The sequence below is a fragment of the Rhizobium sp. ZK1 genome, from assembly GCF_047782645.1.
Lineage (GTDB): Bacteria > Pseudomonadota > Alphaproteobacteria > Rhizobiales > Rhizobiaceae > Rhizobium.
Genome location: NZ_CP180587.1, coordinates 1,879,089 through 1,891,684 on the forward strand (window position 1 = coordinate 1,879,089; position 12,596 = coordinate 1,891,684).

The 12,596-nt window shown below is 57.6% G+C and carries 9 protein-coding genes; 6 read left to right on the top strand and 3 right to left on the bottom strand.

Annotated elements, in window-relative coordinates; translation table 11 throughout:
* Positions 1–41 precede the first annotated feature (41 nt).
* On the top strand, positions 42–2,435 hold the full coding sequence (locus tag ACK9YZ_RS31295) for a transketolase (RefSeq protein WP_416067367.1): 2,394 nt from the start codon (positions 42–44) through the stop codon (positions 2,433–2,435).
* A gap of 384 nt (positions 2,436–2,819) precedes the next feature.
* Here ACK9YZ_RS31295 and ACK9YZ_RS31300 read toward each other — a convergent pair whose 3' ends face one another.
* Positions 2,820–3,191, bottom strand: coding sequence for a hypothetical protein (locus ACK9YZ_RS31300; RefSeq protein WP_416067368.1), 372 nt, complete (start codon positions 3,189–3,191; stop codon positions 2,820–2,822).
* Complete coding sequence (locus tag ACK9YZ_RS31305; protein WP_416067369.1) at positions 3,188–4,048, bottom strand: extradiol ring-cleavage dioxygenase; 861 nt, start codon at positions 4,046–4,048, stop codon at positions 3,188–3,190. The genes ACK9YZ_RS31300 and ACK9YZ_RS31305 overlap by 4 nt, the downstream gene beginning before the upstream one ends.
* 698 nt (positions 4,049–4,746) lie before the next feature.
* Between ACK9YZ_RS31305 and ACK9YZ_RS31310 the strand changes: the two genes are divergently transcribed.
* The 4 genes from ACK9YZ_RS31310 (at position 4,747) to ACK9YZ_RS31325 (ending at position 10,092) form a co-directional block, all read left to right on the top strand.
* Positions 4,747–5,574: an alpha/beta fold hydrolase gene (locus ACK9YZ_RS31310; protein WP_416067370.1), complete on the top strand. Its 828-nt coding sequence runs from the start codon at positions 4,747–4,749 to the stop codon at positions 5,572–5,574.
* A gap of 252 nt (positions 5,575–5,826) precedes the next feature.
* Positions 5,827–6,741 carry a fumarylacetoacetate hydrolase family protein gene (locus ACK9YZ_RS31315; RefSeq protein ID WP_416067371.1) on the top strand — a complete coding sequence of 305 codons (915 nt, stop codon included), beginning with the start codon at positions 5,827–5,829 and terminating at the stop codon, positions 6,739–6,741.
* A gap of 542 nt (positions 6,742–7,283) precedes the next feature.
* Positions 7,284–8,387: a helix-turn-helix domain-containing protein gene (locus ACK9YZ_RS31320; protein WP_416067372.1), complete on the top strand. Its 1,104-nt coding sequence runs from the start codon at positions 7,284–7,286 to the stop codon at positions 8,385–8,387.
* 526 nt (positions 8,388–8,913) lie between these two features.
* On the top strand, positions 8,914–10,092 hold the full coding sequence (locus ACK9YZ_RS31325) for a cytochrome P450 (protein WP_416067373.1): 1,179 nt from the start codon (positions 8,914–8,916) through the stop codon (positions 10,090–10,092).
* Positions 10,093–10,379: 287 nt separating this feature from the next.
* Here ACK9YZ_RS31325 and ACK9YZ_RS31330 read toward each other — a convergent pair whose 3' ends face one another.
* A complete protein-coding gene (locus ACK9YZ_RS31330; protein WP_416067374.1) occupies positions 10,380–11,015 on the bottom strand; it encodes a hypothetical protein in 636 nt (211 codons plus the stop codon).
* A gap of 563 nt (positions 11,016–11,578) precedes the next feature.
* On the opposite strand from ACK9YZ_RS31330, the gene tssA reads away from it, so the two are divergent.
* Positions 11,579–12,589 carry a type VI secretion system protein TssA gene (gene tssA / locus ACK9YZ_RS31335; protein WP_416067375.1) on the top strand — a complete coding sequence of 337 codons (1,011 nt, stop codon included), beginning with the start codon at positions 11,579–11,581 and terminating at the stop codon, positions 12,587–12,589.
* The last annotated feature ends 7 nt before the right edge of the window (positions 12,590–12,596 follow it).

The following is a 12,596-nucleotide window of genomic DNA, read 5'->3' on the forward strand; positions in this document are numbered from 1 at the left end:
TCCGAAAGGGCCGCCTCTCCTATCCAGTCGTGGACGTACCGATGACCAATGAACGACGCCTGCACCTAAAAACCATTGAGCAGCGGCTGTTATGGCTGTCACATTGGATAATCCACAACGCCAACCATATCCGGTCCAAGGTAGATGGCATCAAGGTTGGAGGCCACCAGGCGAGCTCGGCCTCGATGGTATCAATCATAACGGCGTTGTATTTCTCCGCCCTTAGGCCGGAAGACAGAGTAGCCATCAAGCCGCACGCCTCACCAGTCTTCCACGCCATGCACTATCTCATGGGGAGCCAGACGCGGGAAAAAATAGAGAAGTTCCGCGGGTTCGGCGGCGCCCAGAGTTATCCGAGCCGGACCAAGGACATTGACGACGTCGACTTTTCGACCGGCTCCGTCGGGCTAGGGGTCGGCATCACTGCGCTCGCTTCCATAGTTCAGGATTTCATCAAGGCAAAACAATGGGGTGGCAACTTGCCGCTTGGCCGTATGATCGCGTTGATGGGCGATGCCGAGTTGGATGAAGGAAACATCTACGAGACCCTACAGGAGGGGTGGAAGAACGGCCTTCGAAACTGCTGGTGGATTATCGACTATAATCGCCAATCCCTTGACGGGATCGTTCGAGAGGGGCTGTTCGAACGTGTCGAGAAGATCTTCGATACGTTCGGCTGGGAAGTCGTTCGGGTGAAGTACGGTGCGCTGCAGCGTGCTGCCTTCAACGAGGGTGGCGGAACCCACCTTCGCGACTGGATAGACCGATGCCCCAACCAGGAATATGCAGCTTTGACATTCATGGGCGGGGCAGTGTGGCGCAAGCGTCTGCTGGAAGATCTCGGCGAACATGAAGAGACACGGTCCTTGATCAATGCGCGCACCGACACCGAACTTGCGACGCTCATGGAAAATCTCGGCGGCAATTGCGTGGAAACGATGGCGGAAGCCTTCGATGCAATTGGCCACGATCGCCCGACATGCTTCCTCGCTTATACGATCAAGGGCTGGGCCACGCCGATTGCCGGGCACAAGGATAATCACGGCGGGCTGATGACGAGCAAGCAATTTTCCGAGTGGCAGAAAGCCCTGAACATCCCCGCTGGCCAGGAATGGGATCCTTTTGCAGGCATCAAAGATGTCGCTGGCTTGACGTCGTTTCTTGCCGGTGCCGCGTTTTTCTCCAATGGCACCCGACGCCTCGGAGACCGGCGTCTTGATGTGCCCTCTATTGTGCTTGAGCCCGCTCGTGAGATCTCGACCCAGGCAGCTTTCGGAAAGATCATGGATGATCTCGCTAAAGGCGCCAGCGACCTGGCCTCGCGTATATTGACGACCTCACAGGACGTCACCGGTACGACCAGCCTCGGGCCGTGGGTTAATCGACGCAAGCTCTTTGCCCGCACGGCAATGAGCGACGCCTTCATTGAGCATCGCATCCCTTCAACCGCAAAGTGGGAGTTCACGCCGACAGGCCAGCATGTGGAGCTGGGCATCGCCGAGATGAACCTCTTCTTGCTGCTTGGTGCCGCCGGCCTAAGCCATTCGCTTTTTGGCAAGCGTCTGATCCCGATTGGCACGGTCTATGACCCCTTTGTCTGCCGTGGGCTCGACGCCCTCAACTACGCCTGTTATCAGGACGCACGCTTTATCATCGTCGGCACGCCTTCCGGCGTGACGCTCGCACCGGAGGGCGGCGCCCACCAGTCTATCGGAACCCCGCTCATCGGCATGAGCCAGGACGGGCTGGCAGCCTTCGAGCCCGGCTTTGCCGATGAGCTTGCCGTCATCATGGAATGGTCCTTCGACTACCTACAGCGCGATGGCGAAGGCAAAAGTGACGAGCGCACTTGGCTGCGTGACGAGACTGGCGGATCGGTTTACCTCCGGCTGACCACCAAGCCGCTCGAACAACCGCTCAAACGTGTCGACCACGACTACCGACAGGGGGTCATCGACGGCGCCTATTGGTGGCGCAAACCTGGTCCGAATTGTTCGGTCGTCATCGCGTATCAGGGTGCGGTCGCCGACGAGGCGATTGCCGCTGCCGGCATGATCGCCGAGGCGCGGCGTGACATCGGCGTACTTGCCGTAACATCGGCCGACCGCCTCAATGCCGGATGGACAGCGGCGCAGCGGGAGCGGGCGCGTGGCAACTCCTTGGCCAGAAGCCATGCGGAAAGGCTGCTCGATCCCTTGCCACGCGACTGTGTGATCGTCACTGTCATTGACGGACATCCCGCAACATTATCATGGCTCGGAGGCGTGGCCGGGCATCGGACGATCTCGCACGGCGTCGAGCACTTCGGACAGACCGGTACGATCGGTGATCTCTATCGGCATTTCCGCATCGATCGGCAGTCCCTGGCCCGCTCTGTCGATGCGTTGACCATTGGCAAACGCCTTTCTGAGTCTCTCATGCTCGTGTTTCTGTAGATGTTGTCCGACCAGGCGGGCATCGGTGTCTGCATTGAGACCAGCGCTATGGCGTCTCAGGTTGATTGCAAACCTCGGTTGACATGAACCCGTCCTCGTTGCTGAAGTTTTCATTCGGAGGTCGTCTTCGAGCGATATCGCAACGCATCGCAAAGAAGCCGACATGGGGGTCTGGATTTTCGCCCGTTTGAAACCAAAAGTGGGCAGCGGGAAAGGCATTAGCGAGCACGATCGCCTGATCGAAACCTGCGTATACTCCGGTGCGAAGTTCCATCGTTACTGCGAAGTACGGTGCCTGCCGATTACATTCTCATGCAAAAAATGCTGCGGGGCGCATGAGAACAAGGCTGCTTTGGTAGCCGGCCCTGTCCCCAATGCGAAAGGTTAGGTCGCGACCGACGGGTATTCGCGACCGGCCCACTCCTTCAGGTCCGACGCGAATCTGTGCTGAAACGACAGCGGACCGGATTTGTCCCGATAGGGCTCATCGTAAAGGCCGATAAATATCGTCAGGTTGAGGAAGAAGTGTACACCCATTTCAAACAAAGCTACGTAATCGTGGCTGACAAGGGCCTGCCTCTCAAGGTCGGTCAAGCAATGCACGCTCGAGCTTTCGACCTCGTTTCCCAACAGGGCAGGACCAATCGATTGCTCCCAGGCGGCGACGAGGGATGCGGGATTGTCCGCGTAGCGTCTCAGCAGTTGGGGATCGCGGTCGACCATGAAGAGGAATTTGTTAACGTAGTACTTGCTCATCGCTCGCTCCCTTCGAAATACCACGTGAAGTAGGCTTCCATCGTGTGGAAGAGGTCCAGGCTATCAGCATGATCGGCGACCTGCTGACCCGCGACGCCAAGCATGAGAACAAAGTTCAAGAAGCCGTGGGTCGCGTTTCCGCTTTGCTGCAGCGACTTATGAGTGACGTTTGCAAGTATCGACTCAATATCTCCGTTGCGCAGCCAATTAATCGCTTGACGGTCAAATGCCGGGTCCGGACCTGTTTCCATGAACTGGCGTGGTCCCCCCAGTTCCAGAGAGAGGTGCCCGGTCCCGATGACGGCGACACGAATTTCCGCCGGGTAATCCATCACCGCTCTGCGAATGGCGCGCCCGAAGTCATAGAAGCGTTTCGGCGATGGGAGGGGCGGAGCAAATATGTTGGTGTAGATCGGTACCACAGGCAGGTCATTGTCGGGTCTGAGCGTAATGATCGGGCAGATGATCGAATGGTCGATCTTGAGCTCATTTGAGAAAGCGACGTCAAAGTCCTGATCGAGGAAGGATTGGTGCATGAAGCGCGACATCGCCTCATCACCCTGCAGCTGGTACTTGGGAAGGCCGAACTCGCGCTCCTCATTATAGAAGGTCGCGTCGTAGGCCGGCGCCTTGCCGATGAGGAACTGCGGATAGTTGTCCAGGAAAAGCTGGTGGAAATGATCGGACCCCACCATTACCAGAACATCAGGCTTAGTGTTCGTCAGCGTCTCTCGATATCGTTCAATCTTCTCTTTCCAGACCTGCGCCTGCGGGATCCGCTGCTCTGGAGGCGAGGTTGTTGCCTTGAGATAGAAGGGATGATGGGTTGAGGCGAGCGCTGCTATAAGATTGGCCAAGAAGTCCTCCTCCAATGGCAGGTCGGTCCAGGCCGCTTTTGAGCGTCCCGACGTCGGCGAGAGTTCAAGGACAACCGCGGCGGCTGTCGGGCGCCATTGCTAGCCTGCGGAGCGCATGACCATATTTCAGCGAGCCAAAAGAGGGTTGCAGATGAAATGGGCAACATGCCTGGTCACCTGGGTGTGGCTTCTGGACGATAGCCCGGTCGATGCAATCGCCCTTAACCCCGGTGGAGTGCCGGCAAACGCCAATGGGCATCGGTTCGGACTACATCCGTAACGAACTCGGATGTTTTCGAAATATTCCGAAACTTCGGTGCGGTCCTAATGCGAGCGCATCGCGAAAGGTCCGGAATGGGATGGCATTCGGTCGCTCAGGTGCCAATGCAAATCTAAATATTGGAAGGTCAATCCATTGCTCGTGACGGCGAAGTTCCTGGCTTTGAACAATTCGTCCAAAATCGTCGTCTCTGGCCCGCGGGCCTGCCTACTGAGGACGGTGAATGTGAAGGGTTATGACATTGATTGCTTGACGCCTCCGCCTGGCTTGAGACTGCGCGACTGCGTCTCGTAGCATTCTACGGCTTCCGGTCCAAATCTGCGACGGTGGCGAGCTCATATCTGCCCAGGTCCCACAACGTGAGGCGGCCGGTGCCTGCCAGCCAAATGTCATCAACACCACAGAAAGCATGAGGTTCATGGTCGATACGATTACGCGAAATATAGATACATCGCATTGCAGGATCGCAACCGAAATGACGGCGGGAAGGGGCATGGACGTCGTCCTCATTCACGGAAATTCATCGTGTCGCGGTGTCTTTGAACGGCAAATGAAGTCAGGGCTTGGCGAAACCTACCGCCTGATTTGTTTCGACCTGCCGGGACACGGTCAATCAGGCGATGCATATGAAAAGGAGAGAACCTATCCCCTGCCCGGTCTCGCCGACGCCGCCCTCGAAGTGCTCGACGCGCTGGGTGTTCGAAATCCTGTCTTGTTGGGATGGTCGCTCGGTGGGCATGTTGCAATCGAGATGGTATCGCGTCGAAAGGATTTCCGCGGGCTCTTCATCGCCGGTACACCGCCTGTGGGCGAGAACATATCCGAAGGTTTTCGTGGCAGCCTGTTGAAGGGCCTTGCAGGGTCGTCAGCGTTTTCGCAGGAGCAAGCGACCCAGTTTGCCGATCGTGTGTTCGATAGCGCGGCGACACCTGAGTTGGCGCTGGCAGCATCCAGAACTGACGGCGATTTTCGTACCACGCTGTTTTCCCAGGCGCGCATAGCAGAAAAGAGCAATCAGCGCGAGGTCGTGAGTTCGACCCAAACGCTTACCGCTGTTGTCAACGGTGCTGCGGATCCGATCATTGATCTCGATTATGTTGACCGCGTTCCCTATGCCAACTTGTGGCGCAAAAGGTGCTTTCGGATCGATTTTGCCGGGCACGCGCCCTTCCTGCAGACGAGCGCCGTGTTCAATCATTATGTGGCAGAATTCCTCCAGGACATCGAGCGAGCCGGGCAAAGCTGACATTTGTTTACAATCCTAGACCCGGCGTTGTGACAAGCCGAGGGGAGGCAGCAACGATCCGGGCGCGGTAATTCGTGGCCTGCCCCTGACGCTTATCGCGGTTGCCATTGCATCCCGCCCGAATGCCCGCGCTGCTTTTGCGATCCCGAGCAACCGGCTTGCCGGCTTTGGTCTGGCGGATTCTTATGCGCGGCCAATCGATGGGTCGCCAGCGTCGAGGCAGACATCGCGTTTCCACAGAAGGATCCTAAAATGAAACTTGGCATGAATAGCGGTCGGGCAGTCGGCTTCGATCCGAAGGCCGGCACTTGGCGCAAGATCGAGCATCCGCGCTCGGACGACCTGCTGGAGCTGCTATCCCTTGAACCCGGCGAGCTCGCCAAATGCATGGGCGAAAGCGCCAATCATCCCCACGGTTTGCCGTTCAGTCCCGGGTCGCTTCGATCCTTTGCTCTGTGGGAGAGGCACATGACCAGCGCAGCCAAGGGCATGGTCTCGCGTTTCGGTTCCCCCTTGCTGAAATCTCTTGCGGCGGGTCATGAGCGGCTCATCGGCAGGCTGATAGAGCCCATGCGACCACGCCCCAACTACTATCGTTTTCCACAATACTATATGGGCAACCATCGCTCCCTAATTGAAGATGGGCAGGAGCTGCCATGGCCGTCATTTTCGGAGGTCGTGGATTTCGAACTCGAAATCGGCATGGTCATCGCTAGGCAAGTGCGGGACTGCACGCCAAGCGAGGGCCTTGCGTCGATCGGCGGCTTCTGTATCGTCAACGATTGGAGTGCTCGCGACGTGCAGTGGGACGACACGCGACGGGGCACATTCGGCGGCGTCGTCAAAGCAAAGACCTTTGCTGGCTCAATTGGGGCCGTCGTGGTCACCGCCGACGAGATATTGCCGAGGTTTCACCGGCTAACGGGCAAGGTCCGTGTCAACGGGGAGACTTGGTGCATAGGCTCCACCGAGGAGGCCCAGTATACCCTTGGCGAAGCTGTCGCCTACGCCGCAATGGGAGAGACGGTCCATCCCGGGGATCTCCTGACAACTGGCACGCTTCCGTGTTGCTGCGGCCTCGAGATCGGGCGTTTCCCCATTCGAGGTGACGAAGTTCAACTCGAGATTGAGGAAATGGGGACGTTGACTAACCGAATTGGATATTAACCGCTGTCAATCCAGTGACGTGGCTGGTGGGTTTGCAAAGCCGTAAATCCATTGGCGGAAGGTCGTTACCTCACCGTTGGCAATTCTGCGATGCTCGATAACGGCACGAATGACGAGAGGATTGGTACAGCATCTGGATGGATTCAAGCGAGATTAAACGACGTTGGCCAGCTGCCTTTGATCTCTCATCTGCTGCGCGAGTAGCCTTGCGCTTAACCTATATGAGGCGAGCTGACCATTTGCTTCCCAAGCTGCCGGTTAGCTTGTGCTCCTCCGGCACGATCGGCGGATGCTGGACGGCAGGGACAAGCCGTCTGCTCCCGATCTTTGCCTGCTCGCCAAGCTGTGGTCGCAGTCTCGTTCTGGGCGGCACGCGAAAGCGATACCACGTTCGACTCGCGGGACTGGTAAGGCCGAGCAGCCACTATATGCGCGGCATCATACAGGTCCGTATGTTCTAAATACATTACAACTATCAAATTTATCATTTGCTAAAAGCGATTGCTGGGTATACCTCTTCCTAAAGAATGGAGAATGTGACGTTGGAAGAGATTCTCACCACGGCTAGGGCGGCCAAATTACTCGGCATATCGGTGCGAACGGCGCAGCTTTGGGTTGAAGCCGGGGAGATACCTTCGTGGAAGACACCCGGTGGGCACCGGCGCATTCCAAGGGCTGCCATTGTCGACATCCTCGCATCGAGACAGCCCAAGATCACGCCTCGCGCTATCGCCGTTGTCGTGTCACGCCCGGAAAATGCGAACTCCTGGCGGGCTCTATCGGCGCATGGGTACATAGTAAAGATCCTGGAGGATTCGTTGGCCGCCGCCCTTGCGATCGGCGAGTCCCTCCCCGACCTAATTGTCATCGAAAACGATGATGGCCTGGAGCGGGTTAGATTGGCAGAAAGGCTCTGCGAGGATCCCCTTCTTTTATCCTCAGTGACGGTGTTGCGAACTGAGACCGGGTCTGTTCTTTCCGGTCAGAAGAAACGGCAGCCCTTTACAATCAATATCGACGAGCCGGTCGACGTCGCCATCGAGGCGATCCTCAAGCATGTCGGTGATCGACCGCCCGTCGCGGCCACCAGTCTGACATACCCTGTGCCGTCAAACGAGGATGACCGCCTGGACGCTGTCAAAGCCTCAGGCTTGCTCTATTCGCCTCCCGAGCCGGTTTTCGATGGGTTGATCGACATGGCGATACGCGTGTTCCAGACGCCGATCGCAATGTTCACCCTGCTGACATCTAGCGAGCAGTGGTTTAAGGCCAAAGCTGGCTATGACGGTGAACTGACGCCGCGTGAATGGTCGTTCTGTAACTATACTTTGACCGCGAACGAACTGACGGTCCTGAATGATCTTCCAAGCGATCCTCGTTTCAAGGACAATCCAACCCTTGGTGCGCCTCACTGCTTTCGTTTTTATGCCGGCGCCCCCGTTCGCGATGAAAACGGGTTTGCTTTGGGTTCCATCTGCATCATCGATCGCGTCGCACGCGAGTTCGGCGGGGAAGATCGCGCTGCGCTGGCGGCGCTGGCTGACGCAGCCTCGCAGACCATCAAGTCACGTTCGCAAGAGCGCCAGCTCCGCCATATGCAGATTAAGGCAAGCGGCGGCTGGGACGTGGATTTTCCACGACGCTAGCGCTCCAGTGCCCAACCGGGCGATCTGGCCGTGTTGACGCCTTTTGCTGTCGAACCTCTGGGGAGAAGGCGAGCATCTGGCGTCCGGCGTCCGGCTTTGCACAAGGCTATATAAACTCCTCTGGGCGGCGCTCTGGTTACATGCGCGAGTCGCCACCTGAAGGGGTTTGAGGGCTATCAATGGCCCAGCTTGCGAACCGCGCGCAGCTCATACCGCTTGCAAGGCGATGGGTTTAAATGTTGCTTGATCGTTGCCGAGGCTTTCAGCGCGGGCGTGACGGTTTTGTGAGGCTGTCATCCCTTCTTCTCCAATGATTTCCATTGCGTCCTCGACTGGTACAAGGACCGCTGAACCCTGTCGTGGGCGTCGAACACTGCCATGCACTGAGGCTTAGATCCGATGAGGTTACAAATGTAACGACACCGCGATCCGGCCCGGCTTGAAAATGATAGAATTGATAAATATGATATTTCGAGAACCGTAACTCATTTCGGCCATGATCCTTGGCCATTCGAATGGAGATATCATGCTGACAATCGCTGAGATGAATGCTAATCCCCACACGACTCTCGCTCGCTGGCGCAAGGAAGCCCCCGTTGTCGATTACGAAGGCGGCGGCGTGTTCGTTCTTGGCCATGAGGACGTCGTGAGTTTGAGTTTAGATCCGCGGGTCGTCGCCACTGGGACTGCGCTGCCCGAATCGCGCGGGATTACGTCCGGTGCACTTCATGACATTTTCAAGCTGGGCATGCTGACCGCGAACGGCTCCGAGCACCAGGGGCGCCGATCGATCGTATCGCGCGCTTTGGCGAGCGTGTTGATTGGTGATGTGCGAAGAAACGTCCGCTCAGTGACCGAAAACCTCATTGATGTCGCCTACGAGGGTGGAAGTGCGGAATTTGTCAGTCACTTTGCAAACCAGATTCCAATTTTGACCCTCGCTGGTGTTTTTGGGGTGGAAGAGCCTGACCGACAGGGTTTCGTGAACCGCGTCGAGGAATTGGGCCGGTTTTTTGCTCCTAGCTCGACGGATGCCGACATCGCGATATCGTTTGCTGCCGCTGAATATCTGCGGGACTATTTTGAGTTCAGGTTCCGCAAAATCACCGAGAGTAAAAAATCCGACTTCCTGTCCGCCATAAGGGTGGAGGCAGAGGCAGAGCGCCTAGCTCCGACAGAGATCGTGTTCCAGATAATTCAGATGATCTTGGGTGGCACCGAATCTGTGCGCGCTTCACTATCTGCGCAGATCTCTCTTCTGCTTCAGCATCGTAATCAATGGCATTCGCTATATGCGGATACCAGCCTGGTGCCCGCCGCAGTGAGTGAGGCCTTGCGCTATGAACCGGGAATCGCAGGCCTGGTGCGCGCGACCGCCGAACCGGTTGAGCTTCACGGAGCTACTCTGCCCGCCAATAGTCTCGTCATCCTGTCCACACTGTCTGCACTGCGCGATGAAAGGGTCTTTAAGCGCCCGAACGTGTTCGATATCCATCGTGACGACTTGCCAAGGCTTCATCTGGTGTTCGGTGCGGGCGCCCATCGGTGCGTTGCCGATCATTTCGCTCGCGCCGAGCTTGAGGAAGCGCTCAGCGTGTTTGTGACTCGCCTGCCAAATCTCAAGCTAGAGGATATCCCGATTTTTAACGGGCACGTCTTCATTCGCACTCCGAGCAGTTTCTGCGTCAGTTGGTCGAGAAACTGACACCAGGGCATGCTTTCTCGCATGGCAGCCTGATGGTCTCCGACCATTACAGAGACTTCCTACTGCTGGCCGGGCTTTATCGTCCGAAATCTCCGGAAGAGATTTAAACGCTTTGACCCGCGGTCGAACGACCGCGAGCGCGCAACCCTGCAGACACCAAGAGAGCACCCGGGGATAGCCTCGGCGGCGGGCGGCTTCATGCGAAACCCTATGACGGGCACGATCGGCACGTAGGATCGGCCGGTGCGGGAAGAAACCGCTTTGCCCCACTTGTACCTGGTCCCAGTTTAGTCGGCCGCCGGTGTTCGGCTATTGTTGGGTGCACCGGCCACAGAAATACCGGAGGCGGGAACTCGAAAAAACGACAAGAACCGCATTTGGCTGTAAAGCCAGGGAGTAAAATTGCCCCCATTCGAAAGCAGCTCAGCCAGGTTCGCGTCATCGATATAGACGAACCGCTTCTCCGCCACGTTGAAGATGTTCAGCCTAACTTGTCCGCTGTTTCCATCCTTCCACGACCAGCGCTTCAGGTCGGGTTCCCTGCGTAGCCAATGAAAGCCCACCTCGCTGGCTATCAACGCCACCAAGTAGGTTCCAGAGACATCGTCTGGAGGGCATTCAGGGGAACCCTCAACGTGGAGAAGTCCATCCTCAATAGCGCCGGAAACCAGTTTATCTAGGTAGTCTCCGGTTGCAGACAGGGAAGCGACGTTCCCGGACGCCCCGCCCGGGATGGCTCCTCCGATGGCGTTTGCCGGTTTCCGGTCATTCATCGCATAGGCGTAGCAATTTGCGTTGACACCCCAGTTCTCACGTATCTCCGACCCGCCGTACGGTTGCAACTCAGAAAGACCGAAAGCTTGTCGCTGCCGCGACGGCGATGCGCATCCGCACACTCGCTCAATCCATTCGAACAGTATCATCGCACTGCCTCCCCTGGATGCTCGCGTCGTCAGCGCCTGATTATTGCTGCAGAATACTGCGACCAGTTTGTGAACCTATCCGCACTAAAGGCATCTACCGCATGCGGATTTGATATGGCTGCCATCCAGAGGCGGTTCCGGTCGAACCCCTCAGGGTGTCGCGAGCGTTGCCGGCGAAAGCAGATCAGGTGGGCCGCATGTTCGTCGCTCAAGCGGGTGACGCAGTCTAAAGTCGATAACGGGCTACATCAATAAACTCACACTCCATGCCGGTCGCTGCATGTGCCGGCCGAGGCATCCTAACCCATGTGCTCATCGACCCTAAGGGCCGCGGCCCTATCGAACGCGATCTGCGTCAGATTGCGTATCCACAGGCTCGGAAGATCTTCATCTTGCCAAAAACGGAGGTGGTTTTTGTCGGTGAAGGGCTCCCTCCCGACGTGGCAAGAGAATTCCGAAACCGTCATGTCCGCATATCAAACATGCATTTCAATTCGGCCGTCGCGAGACCTATCCTTCGTGCAGCTTGAACGCTTTTTAAGTGCAGCAGCGCGGTATGTTCGATGGTCTTGCCGATTAATAATTATCCCGATCCGATCGATGGCGGTGACCCTTGTGGCGAGGCGCTCGATTATGACCTCAGTTTTCTTGAGCTGGAAATTGCTGCAAAGGGCAAGCCCGGTTCAGAGCTGGGCGGATCGGTCGTCGCATCGGAGGGCCCGGATTGGAACAAGGTCGACGGCCTCATTCAGGAGCTGAGCGCACGGTCCAAAGACCTGCGCGTTGGAGTTCTTGCGGTACGCTCGAGCCTCAACCGCGGCGGCATCGAGGCTTTTCGTCTTGCGCTTGAAGGCCTCGCAATCTACGTCGAGGACTTCTGGACTGGTCTGCACCCGCGCCCGGATGGCGACGATCCGGACGACGCGATTGTTCGGGTCAATGCCCTTGCAGACCTATGCGATCCCGAAGGCTTGCTGGCGGACCTTCGCTCCTGTTCGCTCAGCAATTCCCGCTCGTTTGGCAGCTTCGCACTCAGTGACTGGCTGGAGGTCCACAAACCGGATTCGGTGCGTGCCGATAGCCCGATCGCGGACATCGCCACGATCGAAGCCGCGTTCAAAGATTCCGACGAAGCCTTTTCGTCCGCTCTGAGCCGGGATCTGTCGGCGGCCATTGCTGCAACGATGCGGATCGATGTCGGCACCCGAAACCACGTCGACGCGGTGATCGCATTGAACTGCGAACCGCTGCTCGATGTGCTTGGCGCCATGCGCAAGCTTGTCGATGAATATCGCCCTCTTCCCCCGGCCGGCGGCAACCCGAATTCAACGGAGGCAGCGGCGCCGGCCGCGGGACCGCCTGACATCCGCGATCGCAACGACGTCATTCGATCGCTCGAAGGGATTTGCCGCTGGTACAGGCACAACGAGCCGTCCAGCCCCGTTCCTGCCCTGCTCGAGCGGGTCAAGCGCATTGTGACGATGGACTTTGTGTCGTTGCTGGCCGAGCTGGCCCCCAAGGGGGCGGGTGAGTTTCGGGCGCTGGCTGGCCTGCCGGCTGAGGCGAACGACTGACGAGAAT